Annotated in this window: 15 protein-coding genes; 11 read left to right on the top strand and 4 right to left on the bottom strand. The window is 68.9% G+C overall.

The features are described 5' to 3' along the window. Nucleotide 1 precedes the first annotated feature (1 nt). The 5 genes from AC1DX2_RS09955 (at nucleotide 2) to AC1DX2_RS09935 (ending at nucleotide 3,686) form a co-directional block, all read left to right on the top strand. Nucleotides 2–751 carry a LytR/AlgR family response regulator transcription factor gene (locus AC1DX2_RS09955; protein ID WP_477196180.1) on the top strand — a complete coding sequence of 250 codons (750 nt, stop codon included), beginning with the start codon at nucleotides 2–4 and terminating at the stop codon, nucleotides 749–751. Between the two features lie 136 nt (nucleotides 752–887). Next, nucleotides 888–1,925 carry a hypothetical protein gene (locus tag AC1DX2_RS09950; protein ID WP_477196179.1) on the top strand — a complete coding sequence of 346 codons (1,038 nt, stop codon included), beginning with the start codon at nucleotides 888–890 and terminating at the stop codon, nucleotides 1,923–1,925. Between the two features lie 90 nt (nucleotides 1,926–2,015). Then, entirely contained in the window at nucleotides 2,016–2,651 is a 636-nt protein-coding gene (gene queE / locus AC1DX2_RS09945; RefSeq protein ID WP_477196178.1) for a 7-carboxy-7-deazaguanine synthase, read from the top strand. 9 nt (nucleotides 2,652–2,660) lie between these two features. Then, a complete protein-coding gene (locus AC1DX2_RS09940; RefSeq protein WP_477196177.1) occupies nucleotides 2,661–3,047 on the top strand; it encodes a 6-pyruvoyl trahydropterin synthase family protein in 387 nt (128 codons plus the stop codon). Between the two features lie 3 nt (nucleotides 3,048–3,050). Continuing rightward, nucleotides 3,051–3,686 carry a hypothetical protein gene (locus tag AC1DX2_RS09935; RefSeq protein WP_477196176.1) on the top strand — a complete coding sequence of 212 codons (636 nt, stop codon included), beginning with the start codon at nucleotides 3,051–3,053 and terminating at the stop codon, nucleotides 3,684–3,686. Between the two features lie 39 nt (nucleotides 3,687–3,725). Here the strand turns inward: AC1DX2_RS09935 and AC1DX2_RS09930 are convergent, their stop codons facing one another. The 3 genes from AC1DX2_RS09930 to AC1DX2_RS09920 are packed head-to-tail and all read right to left on the bottom strand — an operon-like array spanning nucleotide 3,726 to nucleotide 6,641. Further along, nucleotides 3,726–4,745, bottom strand: a complete 1,020-nt coding sequence (locus tag AC1DX2_RS09930; protein ID WP_477196175.1) for an ATP-binding cassette domain-containing protein — start codon at nucleotides 4,743–4,745, stop codon at nucleotides 3,726–3,728. Further along, on the bottom strand, nucleotides 4,732–5,619 hold the full coding sequence (locus AC1DX2_RS09925; RefSeq protein ID WP_477196174.1) for an ABC transporter permease: 888 nt from the start codon (nucleotides 5,617–5,619) through the stop codon (nucleotides 4,732–4,734). The genes AC1DX2_RS09930 and AC1DX2_RS09925 overlap by 14 nt, the downstream gene beginning before the upstream one ends. Beyond that, nucleotides 5,619–6,641 carry an ABC transporter substrate-binding protein gene (locus AC1DX2_RS09920; RefSeq protein ID WP_477196173.1) on the bottom strand — a complete coding sequence of 341 codons (1,023 nt, stop codon included), beginning with the start codon at nucleotides 6,639–6,641 and terminating at the stop codon, nucleotides 5,619–5,621. Before AC1DX2_RS09920 ends, AC1DX2_RS09925 begins: the two co-directional genes overlap by 1 nt. A gap of 103 nt (nucleotides 6,642–6,744) precedes the next feature. Between AC1DX2_RS09920 and selD the strand changes: the two genes are divergently transcribed. Continuing rightward, nucleotides 6,745–7,839 (top strand): selenide, water dikinase SelD, encoded by a 1,095-nt coding sequence (gene selD, locus AC1DX2_RS09915; protein ID WP_477196172.1) that lies wholly within the window; start codon nucleotides 6,745–6,747, stop codon nucleotides 7,837–7,839. Nucleotides 7,840–7,916: 77 nt separating this feature from the next. Next, on the top strand, nucleotides 7,917–9,983 hold the full coding sequence (locus tag AC1DX2_RS09910; protein ID WP_477196171.1) for a PAS domain S-box protein: 2,067 nt from the start codon (nucleotides 7,917–7,919) through the stop codon (nucleotides 9,981–9,983). Here AC1DX2_RS09910 and ppc read toward each other — a convergent pair whose 3' ends face one another. Continuing rightward, nucleotides 9,984–12,854, bottom strand: coding sequence for a phosphoenolpyruvate carboxylase (gene ppc / locus AC1DX2_RS09905; protein WP_477196170.1), 2,871 nt, complete (start codon nucleotides 12,852–12,854; stop codon nucleotides 9,984–9,986). It abuts the gene before it with no gap. Between the two features lie 52 nt (nucleotides 12,855–12,906). Between ppc and hemC the strand changes: the two genes are divergently transcribed. From hemC to AC1DX2_RS09885, 4 genes are read left to right on the top strand one after another with little or no spacing between them, the layout of a single operon-like run. Next, nucleotides 12,907–13,875 (top strand): hydroxymethylbilane synthase, encoded by a 969-nt coding sequence (hemC, locus tag AC1DX2_RS09900; RefSeq protein ID WP_477196169.1) that lies wholly within the window; start codon nucleotides 12,907–12,909, stop codon nucleotides 13,873–13,875. A 1-nt stretch (nucleotide 13,876) separates the two neighbouring features. Continuing rightward, nucleotides 13,877–14,692, top strand: coding sequence for a uroporphyrinogen-III synthase (locus AC1DX2_RS09895; protein ID WP_477196168.1), 816 nt, complete (start codon nucleotides 13,877–13,879; stop codon nucleotides 14,690–14,692). Continuing rightward, nucleotides 14,689–15,750, top strand: coding sequence for a uroporphyrinogen-III C-methyltransferase (locus AC1DX2_RS09890; protein WP_477196167.1), 1,062 nt, complete (start codon nucleotides 14,689–14,691; stop codon nucleotides 15,748–15,750). Before AC1DX2_RS09895 ends, AC1DX2_RS09890 begins: the two co-directional genes overlap by 4 nt. Before the next feature lie 5 nt (nucleotides 15,751–15,755). Further along, nucleotides 15,756–17,033, top strand: coding sequence for a heme biosynthesis HemY N-terminal domain-containing protein (locus tag AC1DX2_RS09885; protein WP_477196166.1), 1,278 nt, complete (start codon nucleotides 15,756–15,758; stop codon nucleotides 17,031–17,033). The last annotated feature ends 156 nt before the right edge of the window (nucleotides 17,034–17,189 follow it).

Raw genomic sequence — 17,189 nt, 5'->3', positions numbered from 1 at the left:
CATGGGCCTGAGGGTGTTGATCGTCGACGACGAGGCGCTGGCGCGCGCCCGGCTGAAAACGCTGCTGGGTGAATGTGGCGCCGTGCCGTTGCAGGTGGAGGCCGAGGCCGCCAACGCCAGCCAGGCGGTGGAACTGCTGCGCCGCCAGGTCTTCGACCTGGTGCTGCTGGACGTGCACATGCCCGGCGCGGACGGCTTGACGCTGGCGCAGACGCTGGGCGGCCTGCCCAGCCCGCCCCGGCTGGTGTTTGTCACCGCGCATGCCGAGCACGCGCTGCGCGCCTTCGAGCTGGACGCGGTGGACTACCTGACCAAGCCGGTGCGCCAGGCCCGCTTGCTGCAGGCGCTGCAGAAAGTGGAACGGCTGGTGCTGACCACGGCACCGGCCTCCACGGCGGCGGACGTGCCCGAAGACGTGCTGATCATCCAGGAGCGTGGCCGCACCGAGCGCGTGCCGCTGTCGGAGGTGCTGTACTTCAAGGCCGAGCTGAAATACGTGACGGTGCGCACCCAGGCCAAGAGCTACATCCTGGACGGTTCGTTGTCGGAGCTGGAGGAGCGGTTTGGCCCGCAGTTCATGCGCATCCACCGCAATGCGCTGGTGGCGCGGCGCGCCGTGCGCGCGCTGGAAAAGCACTACGACCCTGAAGAGGGCGAGGGCTGGGCGGTGCGGCTGACCGGCACGGACGAGGTGCTGGCGGTGTCGCGCCGCCAGCTGGCGGCGGTGCGCGAGCTGGTGGCCGCCGCGTGAGCAGGGCTGGCGGGCCCCTACTGGGTTTTTTCACCCGTCATCCGTGCCCTGGCTTTCGCAATCCGTCGCAGTTGGCTGGCGGGGCCGCCCGGCGGGGCCTAGTATTCTCACCATGCTACAGAGTCCCCCCAAGACCATGAAAAACACCTTTTCCACGCTGCTGCTGGTTGCGCTGGTGGCCGCCGGCGCCGTCGGCCCGGCGCTGGCCGCAGGTGACGCGGACCAGGGCACGGCCCAGCCGAACCCGAACCCGAATCCCAACCCGCGCCCCAATCCGAACCCTTACCCCGTGCCCGCTGCGCCGGCCGCACCCGCTGCACCCGCCGCACCGGCGGCGCCTGTGGTGCACGTCGCACCGGTGGTGCCGGCCGTGCCAGCCATTCCCGTGCTGCCGCGCTCCTACGGCAAGATGTACGGTGGCCACCGCGTCATCGTGATGGACCCCCGGCGCAGCGACGACGCCATCGCCGTGATGCGCCCGGCCCAGCAGGGCGAATCCATCGTGTTCGGCGACGGCGGCGACATGCGCAAGGCGCGCAAACTCAATGCCGATCGTTCGACCGACTTTTTGTGGTTCCAGCGCAATGGCCGCTACTACGTGGTGGACGATGCCGCCACGCTGGCCCGCGTCAATGACCTGCTCAAGCCGATGGAGGCGCTGTCGGCCCGCATGGACGATCTGGGCGCCCAGATGGACCAGCACAGCAAGCTGATGAAGGAGCTGGGCAAGCAGATGTCGGGCGCCGGCAAGGGCGTGGACAAGGCCATGGCCAAGCTGGGCGTGCAGATGGCCGCGCTGGGCCGGCGCCAGGGTGAGGTCAGCCTGGAAATCGCCCGCGTCAGCAGCCGCCTGGGCGACGCCGAGACCGAAGCCCAGCGCCGGCCCCTGCAGCGCGAGCTGGACCGTCAGCAGGAGACGATGCGCTCGCTGCAGGAGCAGATGGACATGTATGTGAAGGCCATGGACGAGCAGCGCAAGATGCTGGACGTCAATGGCGCTTCCCTGGAAGCCATAGGCAAGAAGATGGAAGAGGCGGCCAAGCCCATCGAGATCCTGGGCCGCCAGATGGAAGCCCTGGGCCGCCAGCAAGAGGCCGTGGCGCGCGCCGCCGAGCCCGCGTTGCGAGCCATCGCCGACGAAGCGCTGGCCAAGGGCAAGGCCACCGCGCTGTAGGCGCCCGCGCCAGCCCGCTTGAGGGGCTGGACGGACAGCGGTCACCAACTCTGCGAAAATCACCGGTTCGGCAGAGTGGGGCTGGTCAGCATGGCTTATTCGGTGAAAGAGATTTTTTACACCTTGCAGGGTGAGGGCGCGCAGTCGGGCAAGGCGGCGGTGTTTTGCCGTTTTGCCGGCTGCAACCTGTGGAGCGGGCGCGAGGAAGACCGCGCGGGGGCCGTCTGCAAATTCTGCGATACCGATTTCGTCGGCGTGGACGGCACGGGCGGCGGCAAGTTCGCCACTGCCGACGCGCTGGCCGACGCCGTGGCGGCGGCCTGGGAGCCCCGGGATGCCGGCCACCGCATGGTGGTGCTGACCGGCGGCGAGCCGCTGCTGCAGGTGGATGCGGCGCTGACAGCCGCCTTGCACGCACGCGGTTTTCGCGTCTCGGTGGAAACCAATGGCACATTGGCGGCGCCCGAGGGGCTGGACTGGGTGTGCGTCAGCCCCAAGGCCGACACCTTGCTTGCCATCACCCGTGGCGACGAGTTGAAGCTGGTGTTTCCGCAAGAGGGTGTGGACCCCGGCCGCTTTGTGGGCCTGGATTTTGAGCACTTCTTCCTGCAACCCATGGACGGCCCAGAGCGCGCCGCCAACACCGGCAAGGCCATTGCCTACTGCCAGAGCCATCCGCAATGGCGGCTGGGCGTGCAGTCGCACAAGATGATCGGTATCCGATAAAGTCCCGGCATGTTTGAAATCAGCCAGCGTTTTTTCTTCGACGCCGCGCACACGCTGCGCCGCGAGATCGAGGCCGAAGGCAGCCGCCGCACCCATGGCCACACTTACCACGCCGAGGTGTTCGTGCGCGGCGAGGCGGTCGACGACTCCGGCATGGTGCTGGACCTGGGCTTCGTGCGCCGCGAGATTGCCGACGTGCGCGCCAAGCTGGACCACCATTTCCTCGACGACATCGAGGGCCTGGGCCCGGCCACGCTGGAAAACCTGTGCCTGTTCATCTGGCGCAACCTGCAACCTCGCATTCCCGGGCTGGCGGGCGTCACCGTGGAGCGCGGCTCGGTGGGCGACAAATGCGTGTACCGACCGTCGCAGTCTTCAGCATCGCCACAGGCCTGACCCATGAATGAAATTTCCCAATTGGCAAAGCCCAAGGACGGGCCGGCACCGCGCTGGTTCCACATCGCCGTGGCCGCCAGCATGGTCATCAGCGCCGTCAGCGCGCTGATCGCCACCCTGCACACCAGCAGCACCATGAACGCCTTGGTGGAGCAGAACGCCAGGCTGGTGCGGGCCAGCTCCACACCGGTGCTGGAGTTCAGCCATGGCAACGCGCGTGACGACGGCACGGCCAGCCTGGAGTTCAACGTCAAGAACGCCGGCAGCGGCATGGCGCGCGTGGTGTGGTTTGAGCTGAAGCTGGACGGCAAGCCCATGCAGCACATGACGGACGCCATCCGCAGCCTGGCGCCAGAAGAGAAGAACTGGGCGCTGACCTTCAACTCCGGCCCGGTCGCCGGGCGTGTGCTGTCCCCTGGCGTCGACCAGCGTATTTTCAGCTGGCGCCAACCAGCCCCGACGGAGACTGTGGCGCTGAAGGCCTGGGGCGATCTGAACAAGGCGCGGGCCAGCCGCATCACGGTGGAAGCCTGTTTCTGTTCGGTGTTTCAGGAGTGCTGGTTGTCCAACCTGAATGGTGATGTGCCGCGCCTGAGCCCTGCTTGCGCCACTGAGAAACGGGTTTCGCTGAGCGGCTGAAGCCCATCGCGAGGCTTCGCGACCCCTGAGCTTGGGGTCTCAGCGCGTCAGCAGTTCCCGCACTTTGTCCACGCTGACCTGGCCCACCACCGTTTGCGCGCGGCGCACCGCCAGCGGTGTTTCGCGCCCCAGCAACTGCATCAGCACTTGCTCCAGCGCTGCGCCTTCGTCCACCGCCTCTTCCCAGGACGGCAGGGCCAGGCCGGCCGGCCAGGCCACGGTGGCGGCGCTGACGCGCCAGGCCCGCGCCCGGTTGATGCCGCTGGTGAATTCCGCCACATGGGTGTTGGCCGGATGGGTCAGTATGTCGGCCGGCAGGCCGGCCTGCATCAGCTTGCCCTCGTGCAGGATGGCGATGCGACTACCCAGGCGCAGCGCCTCGTCCAGGTCGTGGGTGACGAACACGATGGTCTTGCCGGCCTGGGCCTGCAGCTTCAGCAGCTCGTCTTGCAACTGCGCGCGCGTCAGCGGGTCCAGCGCGGAGAAGGGTTCGTCCATCAGGATGATGTCGGTCTGCGCGCACAGCGCGCGTGCCAGGCCCACGCGCTGGCGCATGCCGCCGGACAGTTGGTCGGGCCGCTGATCGGCCACGCTGGCTAGCTGCACCATGTCCAGCCAGGGCCGGGCCTGCGCCCTGCGTTGGGCCGGCGCCAGGCCGCGCAGTTCCAGCGGCAGCGCCACGTTGTCCAGCACGCTGCGGTGCGACAGCAGGCCAAAGTCCTGGAACACCATGGCCAGGCGCTGGCGGCGCAGCGCCACCTGTTCGGCGGCGGCCAGGCGGGTGATCTCCTGGCCGTCCAGGCACACGATGCCCTCGGTGGGGGCGATCAGGCCGTTCAGGTGCCGCAGCAGCGTGGACTTGCCTGAGCCGGACAGGCCCATGATGACGAACAGTTCGCCGGCTTCGATGCTCAGGCTGACGTCGTCCAGCGCCAGCACATGGCCGCTGTCCGCCAGCAACTGCGCCTTGCCCAGGCCCTGTTGGCGCAGGCGTTGCAGCGCGGTGTGCGGCGTGGCACCGAATACGGTGCTGACGCCGCTGACTTCAATCCGTGCCATGCCGTGCGGGTGCCTGGCGCTGGCCCCAGGCTTGCAGGTTGCGGTCCAGCACGATGGCCAGCAGCACGATGGCCAGGCCGCCCACCAGGCCGGTGCCGGGGTCGTTGCGCTGCAGGCCCAAGAGCACGGTCTCGCCGACACCGCGCGCACCAATCATCGAGGCCACCACCACCATGGCCAGCGCCATCATGGTGGCCTGGTTCAGGCCCTGCAGCACCGAGGGCAGTGCCAGGGGCAGCTCCACCTTGCGGAACAGCTGCCAGGGGGTGGCGCCAAAGGCACGCGCCGCCTCCACCGCCGAGGGGCTGACCTGGCGCAGCCCCAGATCGGTCAGCCGGACCATGGGCGGCGTGGCGTAGACCACCGTGGCCAGCAGCGCCGGCACCTTGCCCAGGCCCAGCAGCATGGCCGCTGGGATCAGGTAGACAAAGCTGGGGATGGTCTGCATCAGGTCCAGCAGCGGCAACACCAGCCGGCGCAGCCGCGCCCAGCGGGCGCAGGCCGCGCCCAGCGGCAAGCCCAGCGCCAGCGCCACGGCCACTGCCGCCAGCACCAGCGCCAGCGTCTGCATGGCCTGCTCCCATTGGCCCAGGGCGCCCACCAGCCACAGGCCGGCGGCGCAAGCCAATGCGAACAGCGGCCGCCGGCTGGCGGCCCAAGCCAGCAGCCCGATGGCCAGCACCAGGCCCCAGGGCGGCAGGGCGCTCAGGGCGCGCTCCAGCAGCAGCAACAGCGCCAGCAGGCTGCTGGCGCCAGCCTCAAAGGCTTCGCCCCAGTGGGTGACCATGGCGTTGACGGCCTGGTTGGTGGTTTCGCGCAGCGGCGTACCCCAGTCCGGGAAACCCGTGGTGGGTGTCTCCGGTGCGAATGCCATCACAGCGCGGCCTTGATGCGTGCCGCAGCGGCCGGCGGCACCCAGTTGGCCCACACCTCGGGGTGGGTGGCCAGGAAGTGCTTGGCGGCTGCATCGGCGCTGCCCTGGTGATCGCGCATGTAGGCCAGGCCCTCCGACACCAGTTGTGCGCTGGTGCGGTAGCGCTGCAGGAACTGGTACAACTGCGGTGCCTTGTCGGCAAAAGCCTTGTTGGCGCCCACCACCACCGGCACCACCGGGTAGGCGGTGGCGGCCCTCGCGTTGCTAGGGTCCTTGGTGTCGGACAAGGTTTTCCACATGGCGGCATCAAACGCCGGCTCCTGCAACTGCACCAGGTCCTTGCCCAACTGGCCCAGCAGCCAGGTGGGGCCCCAGTAGTAGAACAGCACCGGCTTCTTGCGCAGCACCGCGGCGTGGATGGCGGCATCCAGCGCGGCGCCGGTGCCGGGGTGGAAGTTGCTGTAATGCGGCGCTAATCCGTAGGCCACCAGCTTCTTGCTGTTGTACAACTCGCATTGCCAGCCGGCCGGGCAGTTCAGGAAGCGGCCCTTGCCCGGTTGTTCGGGGTCGGCGAACAAGGCCTTGAAGCGCGGCAGGTCCTGCACGCTTTTCAGGCCGGCGGCCGGTGCGCCCGGGCCTTCCACCAGGTAGCGCGGCACATACCAGCCCTGCGTGGCATCGGGAAAGTTGACGCCGGCTTCCACCAGCCGGCCAGCGGCGACGCCGTCCGTCCAACTGGCCGGGGTGTTGGACTTCCACACCTCCATGATCACCTGCACCTCACCGCGCGCCACCGCGTTGATCAGCGGGATGGTGCTGCCCGGCAGCGTGTCCACCGCGCAGCCATAGCCATCGCGCAGGATGCGCTGGGCCACCGCGGTGTGGAAGGCGTTGGAATCCCAGTCCAGCCCGGCGAACATCACCTTGCCCTTCACCTCGCAGGGGGGTGCCGGTTCGGCCGCACACGCCGTGGTGGCCAGGCAGGCCAGTGTCAGGGTCAGCAGGAGCGCGCGCAGCGTCATGGGGTGAAAAATTGCCGGGTGTCAGCCACAGGCCAATGACGTTAACACAGCCTCTGGCGGCCGTGTTTGGGCTATGCTGGGTGCCCCATTTGCCAGCTTTGCCATGAGTACTTCCGATATTTCCCCTACCGCGCAGCCAGCCGGCCCGCGTTTGACGTCGCTTTCGCACGGCGGCGGCTGCGGCTGCAAGATTGCGCCCGGCGTGCTGCGCGACATCCTCAAGGGCACGGCCGCCATGCCGGTGCCGCCGCAACTGCTGGTGGGCATAGAGACCTCGGACGATGCGGCGGTGTACCAGCTCAACGATGAGCAGGCGCTGATCGCCACCACTGATTTCTTCATGCCCATCGTTGATGACCCGTTCGACTTTGGCCGCATTGCCGCCACCAACGCGATCTCTGACGTGTACGCCATGGGCGGCAAGCCCATCCTGGCGCTGGCACTGGTGGGCATGCCCATCAACGTGCTGCCGCTGGAGACCATAGGCCGCATCCTGGCCGGCGGTGAGGCGGTGTGCCGCGAGGCCGGCATCCCGATTGCCGGTGGCCACACCATCGACTCGGTGGAGCCCATCTATGGCCTGGTGGCGCTGGGGCTGGTGCACCCGAAACACGTCAAGCGCAATTCAGCGGCCCAGGCGGGCGACTGCCTGGTACTGGGCAAGCCGCTGGGGGTGGGCGTGATGTCGGCGGCGCTGAAGAAGGACAAACTGGACGCCGCCGGCTACCAGCGCATGCTGGCCAGCACCACGCAGCTGAACACACCCGGTCCCGACCTGGCCGCTTTGCCCGGTGTGCACGCGTTGACCGATGTGACGGGTTTTGGCCTGGCGGGTCACGCGCTGGAACTGGCGCGCGGCGCCCATCTGCAGGTGGCGTTGGACTGGCCCCACGTGCCGCTGCTGGGCGGCGTGCGCGACCTGGCCGCCCAAGGGTTGGTCACCGGCGCCTCCGCCCGCAATTGGGCCGGCTACGGTGCTGATGTGGCCTTGCCGGCCGGCTTTGCCGCCGCCGACCAGGCCCTGCTGACCGACCCGCAGACCAGTGGTGGCCTGCTGGTGTCTTGCGCGCCGCAAGCGCTGCCCCAGGTGCTGGCCGTGTTCCAACGCCACGGCTTTGCCGCCGCTGCACAGATCGGCGAAGTGCTGGAAGCGCCGCCGGGCGCAGCGCCGCTGCGGGTGCGCAGCCAAGGCGGCTGAGGTGGCAGGGACGCGCAGGGCCCGGCATTTACCCTGCTTGAGGGTCAGCCGTTGCCTGCGTTAAGCTGTGCAGGGATATGAGCGACATCCTGATCATTGGTGACGCGAAAGGGCCACTGGTGGCGGCCGTGGATTGGCTGTCCGGCGCCGGCCACGCCGTGCGCCGGGTGGCGCAAGGCGAGGCCGGCCTGGCGCTGATGCAGCAGGCCTTGCCGGACCTGGTGATGCTGGATCTCCCGGGGGCACAGGGCGCCGCCCTGTGCCGCCATTTCAAGACACTGCCCGGAGTGGCCAGCGTTCCGGTGGTGATGCTGGTGCCTGCTGGCGACGCGGTGGCCAAACAGCAGGGCTTTCGAGCCGGTGCCAGCGACTTTCTGGTGCCACCGTTGTCGGCTGAAGAGGTGCTGAGCCGGGTGGGCGCACAGGTTGGTCTGGCCCGCGTCACCCGCGATCTGGTGGCGCTGCGCCACAGCCAGAGCTTCTACCAGACGCTGACGCAGTCCAGCCCGGTCGGCATCTTCCGCACCGACGCTCAGGGGGTGTGCCAATTCGTCAACCCGCGCTGGTGCGAGATCACCGGCCTGAGTGAGCAGCAGGCCGTGGGCGATCGATGGAACCAGCACCTGGTGGAGGCTGACAAGCCGTTGGTGGAAGCGGCCTGGAGCGCCACCCTGAAGACGGGCGTGCCGTTCGACCTCGAATACCGCTTCCTGCGGCCCGACGGCGGCACGCGCTGGGTGCACGGCCAGGCGCTGGCGGCGCACGGTGAGGACGGCGCGGTGGTGGGCTACATCGGCACGCTGACCGACGTCACCGAGCGCAGAATAGCCGACGCCAAGCTGTACGGCCTGAACCAGCAACTTCAGGCGCTGTTCGACGCCGCTGTGGAAGTGGCCATCATCGCCACCGACCCGCGCGGCCTGATCACCATGTTCAACAGCGGCGCCGAGCGCATGCTGGGCTACAGCGCCGCCGAAATGCTGGGCCGCTCCATCGCCGTGCTGCACCGCGAGGGCGACCTGGCCGCGTGTGCGCGCGACCTGTCGCAGCGCCTGGGCCGGCCGGTGGCCGACGTGCAGGTGTTCGTGGAGTTCACGCGCGATGGCCGTTCCGACATTCGCAACTGGGTCTACATGCGCAAGGACGGGCAGGGTGTGCAGGTGTCTTTGGCCTTGAGTGCGGTGCGCAACGAGCAGCGCAAGACCACCGGCTTTCTGGGCATGGCGCGCGACATCACCGAGCAACTGGCGGCGCAGCACAGCCTGCTGCAGCTCAATGCCGAGCTGGACACCCGCGTGCATGAGCGCACGGCGGCGTTGCAGCAGTCCTCCCAGCAGTTGCAGGGGGCGCTGGACGATCTGCGCCGCACCCAGGCGCAACTGGTGCAGTCCGAAAAACTGGCCGGCCTGGGCTCCATCGTGGCGGCCGTGGCGCATGAGCTGAACACCCCCATAGGCAACTGCGTCACCGTGGCCAGCACGCTGCAGCACAAGACCGAGGCGTTCGGCGACCAGGTCAGCGCCGGCGCGCTGCGCCGCTCGCAGCTGGACGACTACCTGCACAGCGCCCGCGAGGGCATGCAGTTGCTGCTGCGCGGGCTCAACCGCACGCACGACCTGGTGGCCAACTTCAAGCGGGTGGCGGTGGACCAGAGCAGTTCACAGCGCCGGGTGTTCGACCTGCGCCAAGCGGTGGACGATGTGGCCGCGCTGATGCAACCCACCTTGCGCACCACGCCCTTTCAATTGCACCTGAGCGTGCCGCACAAGCTGATGATGGACAGCTTTCCCGGCGCGGTGGAGCAGATCGTCACCAACCTGGTGACCAATTCACTGATGCACGGCTTTTTTGGCCGCGAGCTGGGCAACATGTGGCTGCAGGCTGAGCCGTTGCAGGAACAGGGCGGGCAGGTGCGCCTGCTGTACCGCGACGATGGCGTGGGCATGACACCCGAGGTGCTGAGCCACATCTTCGACCCCTTCTTCACCACCGCACTGGGCCTGGGTGGCAGCGGCCTGGGCATGAGCATCTGCTACAACCTGATCACAGGCCCTCTTGGCGGCAGCATCACTGTGGCGAGTGAGCCGGGGCAGGGTAGCAGTTTCACACTGCTGCTGCCGCTGGTGGCGCCCGTAACAGTTTGATCAACCGGTGTTTCGCAGACCGGCGGCAATGCCGTTGATGGAGATGTGGATGCCGTTCTGCACCCGCTGGTCCTTGACGCCAGCCCGGTGCCGTCGCACCAGCTCCACCTGCAGGTGGTGCAGCGGGTCGATGTACGGGAAGCGGTGGCGTATCGAGCGTTGCAGCGCGGCATTGCTGGCCAGACGCTGCTTCTCGCCGGTGACTTGCGCCAGCGCCGCTGCGGTGGCGTGCCACTCGGCCTCGATGGCGGTGAGTATCTTCTTGCGCAACTTGGCGTCCATCACCAGCTCGGCGTAGCGCGAGGCCAGCGCCAGGTCGCTCTTGGCCAGCACCATGTCCATGTTGGACAGCAGGGTCTTGAAGAACGGCCACTGGCGTTGCATTTTCTGCAGCAAGGCCAACCGGTCCTTGCGCTGCTGCGGCGTGCCCTGGTTGATGAAGGCCTGCACCGCCGAGCCGAAACCGAACCAGCCCGGCAAGGCCAGGCGGCATTGGCCCCAGCTGAAACCCCAGGGGATGGCGCGCAAATCCTCAATGCGCTGGGTCGCCTTGCGCGAGGCCGGGCGCGAGCCGATGTTGAGCTCGGCAATCTCGCGGATCGGCGTGGAGCTGAAGAAGTAGTCGGTGAAGCCAGGGGTGTCGTACACCAGCGCGCGGTAGGCCGCCATGCTGGCCAATGACAGCTCGTTGGCGGCCTGCAGGAAGGCCTTGGGCGCGGTCTTGGTGGGCTGCAGCAGCGTGGCCTCCAGCGTGGCGGCGACCAGGGTTTCCAGGTTGCGCCGGCCGATCTCGGGGTTGGCGTATTTGGAGCCTATCACCTCGCCCTGCTCGGTCAGGCGTATCTGGCCGCGCACGGTGCCCGGGGGCTGGGCCAGGATGGCCTGGTAGCTGGGGCCGCCGCCCCGGCCCACGGTGCCGCCACGGCCATGGAACATGCGCAGGCGCACCGTCTTCTCGCCGGCCGGGGTGGCGCCGGCCAGTTGGTCGAACAGGTCCACCAGCGCGATCTCGGCGCGGTAGAGCTCCCAGTTGCTGGTGAAGATGCCGCCATCCTTGTTGCTGTCGGAATAGCCCAGCATGATGTCCTGCTGCGCGCCGCTGCGCCGCACCAGCGCGGCAATGCCCGCCAGCGCATAGAACTCGCGCATGATGGGCGCGGCATTGCGCAAGTCCTCGATGGTCTCGAACAACGGCACCACGATCAGGTCCAGCGTGGACGGCGCCTTGCCGTCGGTGCCCAGCCCGTCCAGCGTGCCGCGCAGCAGGCCCGCTTCCTTTTGCAGCAGCAGCACCTCCAGCAGGTCGCTGACGGCCTCGGTGTGGCTGATGATGTAGTGCTGGATGCTCTGGGCGCCATAGGCCTCGCGCAAGCGCTTGGCGGCCTCGAAGATGGCCAGCTCGCTGCCGGTCAGGGCTGAGTAGCTGGTGTTGGGCACGCGCAGCGGGCGGGGCTCGTTCAGCAAGCGCAGCAGCAGCGCGCGTTTGGCTGCTTCATCCAGCGCGCTGTAGTCGGCTTCCACGCGCGCGGTGCGCAGCAGCTCGGCCACCACTTCCTCGTGCTTGTCAGAGCTCTGGCGCAGGTCCACCGTGGCCAGGTGGAAGCCGAACACGTCCACCGCACGTATCAGGGGCTGCAGCCGGTGCGCCAGCAGCGCGCCGCCATGGTTGGCCTTCAGCGAGGCCTCGATGACGCGCAGGTCGGCCAGGAACTGTTGGGCGTTCTGGTAGGGGTTCTGCGGCGATACCGCGTGGCGCGCGGCGTCGCCGCCGGTCAGGCCTTTGAGCGTGGCGGCCAGGCGGGCGTAGATGCCGGTCAGCGCGCGGCGGTAGGGCTCGTCCTGGCGGTGCTCGTTGGTGTCGGGCGAGCGCGCGGCCAGCGCCTGCATTTCGGGGCTGCATTCCACCAGCAGCGCCGACTGCGACAGTTCGCCGCCCAGCTTGTGCACCTCCGTCAGGTGGTGGCGCAGCGCCACCTCGGCCTGGCGGCGCAAGGCGTATTCCAGCGTCTGCGCGCTGACGTTGGGGTTGCCGTCACGGTCGCCGCCTATCCATTGGCCCATGCGCAGGAAGCTGTGGATGGGGCCCTGGCCCAGCGCCTGTTCCAGGTCGGCATACAGGCGGGGAATTTCGCGCAGGAAGGTGCTTTCGTAGTAGCTCAAGGCGCTTTCCACCTCATCGGCCACCGTCAGCTTGGTGAAGCGCAACAGCCGGGTTTGCCACAGCTGGGTCACGCGGGCGCGCATCTGCGCCTCGTTGGCGGCCAGTTCGCGCGGGGTGAGCGTGTCGCGCTTGGTGTCGGCACCCAGGGCACGCTGCTTGATCTCGTCGCGCTGGGTCAGCAGGTTGGCGATGTCGCGCTCGGCGTCCAGGATGCTCTTGCGCTGCACCTCGGTGGGGTGGGCGGTGAGCACCGGCGCCAGATAGGCGCCCTCCAGCATTTCCACCACCGCCTTGCCGCCTATGCCGGCCCAGCGCAGGCGCGACAGCGCCACGTCGATGCTGCCCTCTTGCGTGTCGCCCACGCGCTCGTGCGCATGGCGGCGGCGGATGTGGTGGCGGTCCTCGGCCAGGTTGGCCAGGTGGCTGAAGTAGGTGAAGGCGCGAATCACGCTCACCGTCTGGTCGGCGCTCAGGCCCTTGAGCAGCTTCTTCAGCGCCTTGTCGGCTTCATGGTCGGCGTCGCGACGGAAGGCCACCGACAGCCGGCGTATCTGCTCGATCAGCTCAAAGGCGGCTGCGCCTTCCTGCTCGCGTATCGTGTCACCCAGGATGCGGCCCAGCAGGCGGATGTCGTCCACCAGCGGCTGCTCGTTGCTCTTGCGGGTCTTGGCGACGCGGTCCTGGGGCTCGTTTTTGGCAAGGCTGTTCATAGAGCCATGCTAGCATCGCCAACCCCCTGGAAATTACCAACAGGTTACGATTTTGAGCAATGCAGTGAGCAATGCGGGGCCGGCCGGACTGAGCCTGGTCATCGCCACCCGCGAAAGCCGCCTGGCCCTGTGGCAGGCCGAACATGTGCAGCAGCGCCTGCGCGTGCTGGGCCATGGCGTCAGCTTACTGGGCATGACCACCAAGGGCGACCAGATCCTGGACCGCACGCTGAGCAAGGTGGGCGGCAAGGGCTTGTTCGTCAAGGAACTGGAAGTGGCACTGGAAGAAGGCCGCGCCGACCTGGCCGTGCATTCGCTGAAGGACGTGCCCATGGACGTGCCCGAAGGCTTTGCGCTGGCCTGCGTGATGGAGCGTGAAGACCCGCGCGACGCGCTGGTGTCCAACCACCACGCCAGCCTGGAGGAACTCCCCCCCGGTGCGGTGGTAGGTACCTCCAGCCTGCGCCGGGTGGCATTGCTGCGCGCCCAGCGCCCGGATTTGAAAATCGAGCCGCTGCGCGGCAACCTGGACACCCGCTTGCGCAAGCTGGACGAGGGGCTGTATGCCGCCATCGTGCTGGCTGCGGCCGGCCTGAAGCGCCTGGGCTTGGGCGGGCGCATACGCCAGTTGTTCGAACCGGCGCAGATGCTGCCGGCCGCCGGCCAGGGCGCGTTGGGCATCGAGGTGCGCAGTGCCCGGCAGGAGGTGGCCGATGCGCTGGCGCCGCTGGCCCACACACCCACCTGGTTGGCGGTGACGGCCGAGCGCGCCGTCAGCCGCGCCATGGGCGGCAGTTGCTCCATGCCGTTGGCGGCTTTTGCCACCTGGCAGGGCCCCACGTTGTCGTTGGATGCCGCCTGGGGTGACCCGGAAGGCCATTTGCCGCTGGTGCGCGCCAGGGGCTCGGCCTCGGTGGCCGACCTGGCCGGCGCCGACGAATTGGGCCGCCGGGTGGCCGCGCAACTGGCGCAGGGCGTGGCCGCGCAGGGTGGCAGCCTGAGTCCTCCCGCAGATACCTGACATGAAAGTCATCGTGACCCGGGCGCAGCCGGACGCCGCGCGCTGGGTGGACGACCTGCGCGCCCAGGGCGTCCAGGCCCAAGCGCTGCCGCTGATCGCGATTCAGCCCGTGACGGACACCGGCGCCTTGCGCCAGGCCGCTGCGGGTTTGGGGCGCTGCGCAGCCGTGATGTTCGTCAGCGCCCATGCGGCACAGGGTTTTTTTGCCGCTGCGCCAGCCGCAGCGTCGATTTTCGGCCAGGCCGGAGGCCCGCGCGCCTGGACCACTGGGCCGGGCACCGCGGCGGCACTGCGCGCTTGCGGTGTGGCGCCCAGCGCGATCGACATGCCAGCGCCGGATGCCACGCAGTTTGATTCCGAAGCGCTGTGGTCGCTGGTGCAGGCCCAGCTGGCGCCGGGTCGGCGGTTGCTGATCGTGCGCGGCAATGATGCCGGCGCGCCTGCGGCGCAGCTTGGGGACCCACCGCAAGAGGGTGATGCCGGCGCCGGCCGCGACTGGTTGGCCAGGCAGGCGCGGGCCTGCGGGGCCGAGGTGGATTTCGTTGTCAGCTACCAGCGCGGCCTGCCGGTGCTGGACGCGCAAGCCATCGCGCTGGCCAACGAGGCGGCGCGGGGTGGGGCGCTGTGGCTGTTCAACAGCTCCCAGGCCGTGACCAACCTGCTGGCGCTGCGGCCGGGCCAGGGCTGGGGCCAGGCCAGCGCCCTGTGCACCCACGAGCGGATTGCCGCCAGCGCGCGCGCCGCCGGTTTCGGTGTTGTACAGGCGTCACGTCCGGGGCTGGTCGATGTGGTGGCCTCGATAGAATCCATGCCATGAACTCCGACGTCTCCGCCGAGCCGGCGCAGCCTGGCCAGGCTGACACCACGCCCCCCAAAGCCGGCGCCACGCCGGTGGCGGTGGCGCGGCCCCTGGTGCTGTTTCTGGCGGTGGTGGCGCTGGCGGCGTTGTTGCTCAGTGGCCTGCTGTGGCAAAAACTCTCCGGCATGCAAGAGGCGCTGGCCCGGCAAAGCGCCGACGCCAGCCAGCAGGCCATGGAGGCGCGCGCCAGTTCCCGCCAGGCGCAAGACCTGGCGCGCGACACCGCCGCCCGGGTGGCGTTGAGCGAGGCCAAGCTCAGCGAGGTGGCCTTGCAGCGCACCCAGCTGGACGAGTTGATGCAAAGCCTGTCGCGCTCGCGCGATGAGAACCTGGTGGTGGACATCGATTCCGCCATTCGCCTGGCGCAGCAGCAGGCGCAGCTGGCGGGCAGCGTGCAGCCGCTGCTGGCGGCGCTGAAGTCCGCCGAGCAGCGCGTGCAGCGTGCCGCCCAACCGCGCCTGGCGCAGTTGCAACGCGCCATTGCCCGTGACATGGACCGCGTGAAGCTCACCGCCGTGTCGGACACCCCGGCGCTGCTGGTCAAGATGGACGAACTGACCCGCCTGGCCGACGAGCTGCCGGTGGCCAACGCCGTGGCCACCGCCGGCTCCATGAGCAACCCGAAGCCGGCGCCGGCCGGCGACAACTTCATCACCTGGTGGCACCGGCTGCTGCAGGTGTTTGGCGACGAGGCGCGCAAGCTGGTGCGCGTCAGCCGGGTGGAGGCGCCCGAGGCGGCGCTGCTGTCGCCTGAGCAGTCGTTCTTCCTGCGCGAAAACCTGAAGCTGCGCCTGCTCAACGCCCGCCTGGGCCTGCTGGCGCGCCAGACGGATGCGTCGCGTGCTGACCTGGCGGCCGCCAGCACCGCCTTGCAGAAATACTTTGACGCCGGCTCGCGCAAGACCCAGGCCGCGCAGGCCTTGCTGCAGCAGATCCAGGGCCAGATGAAGACGCTGGAGCTGCCGCGCGTGGACGACACCTTGACCGCCTTGCAGACGGCGGCGGCGGGACGCTGAGCACCATGCGCGCTGCCCTGTGGTTACTGGCCTTGTTCGGCATCGCGGTGGCGGTGGCGCTGTTTGCCGGCAACAACCAGGGCACGGTGACCGTGTTCTGGCCGCCTTACCGGTTGGACTTGTCGCTGAACCTGGTGCTGCTGGTGCTGGTGGGCCTGTTCATCGTGCTGCACATGGCGCTGCGCGCCCTGGGCCTGTTGTTCGCGTTGCCTGGCGAGGCGCGGCGCTGGCGCCTGCAGCACCAGGAGCGTGCCATGCACGTGGGCCTGCTGGACACCTTGTCGCATTTGACCGCTGGGCGCTTCATCCGCGCGCGCAAGGCCGCCGAGAGCGTGCTGGCGCAGGAGCACTCGCTGGCGCGCAGCGAGCAGAAACTGGCCTACGCCGGGCGGCTGCGCACCGTCTCGCACCTGCTGGCGGCGGAGAGCGCCCATGCGCTGCAGGACCGTGCCTCGCGCCAGGAGCATGTGCGCCAGGCGCTGGAGCAGGCCGCCACGCGCGAAGCGCAGGAAACGCGCGAAGGCGTGCAACTGCGCGCCGCCCGCTGGGCCTTTGACGACCGCGACGCCCGCACCGCCGCGCGTCTGCTGGATGAGCTGCCGCAGGGCGCGGCGCGCCGCACCATCGCACTGCGGCTGCGTTTCAAGGTGGCCCGGCGCGCTGGCGACATCTTGCAGGCCCTGGAAACCGCGCGCCTGCTGGCCAAGCACCGCGCTTTTTCCGAGGCCGCCGGCCAGAGCCTGATACGCGGTCTGGCGCTGGAGCTGATCCAAGGCGCCTACGACTCGACGCAACTGCACAACGCCTGGAACCAGCTGGACCCGGCCGAGCACCAGATGCCGCAGGTAGCCATTGCAGCGGCCGAGCGCATGGTGCAGGTGGGCGGCGAGGTGGGGCAGGCGCGGCGTTGGCTGGTGCCGATCTGGGAGCGCATGCTGCAGCAACCCGAGGCGCTGGACGCCTTGCAGCGCGTGCAGCTGATACGCGTTCTGGAGCATGGCTTTTCGCTGGCTGATGGTGCCCCCGACGCCGCCTGGCTGACGCGCATCGAGTCGGCGCAGATGAGCAACCCGCGCGACGCCGGCCTGCAGTACCTGGCGGGCATAGCCTGCAAGCACCTGCAGCTGTGGGGCAAGGCCCAGCAATTGCTGACGCAGGCGCTGCCGCTGCTGCAGGACGCCGAGCTCAAGCGCAGCGCGTGGCGCGCGCTGGCTGAACTGGCCGAGCAGCGGGGCGACGCCCAGGCCGCAGCAGATGCCTATCGCAGCGCAGCCAGACGTTAGCCCCCACGCTCCCCCACTTCGTGTGGGTCGCTGGACAGGCCTCAGCCAGAGGCTGAGGCTCTTCGGTCCGTTCAAGCCTGCACTCGCAGGCTTGAAGCTGCGGACCTCAGCCCCTCGGGGCCGCGAGTCCCCTTGGGGCGGCCCGGCGGGGACTCA

It is taken from the genome of Hylemonella sp. P2_B10 (assembly GCF_056404875.1).
This window is presented reverse-complemented; position numbering and strand designations above follow the sequence as displayed.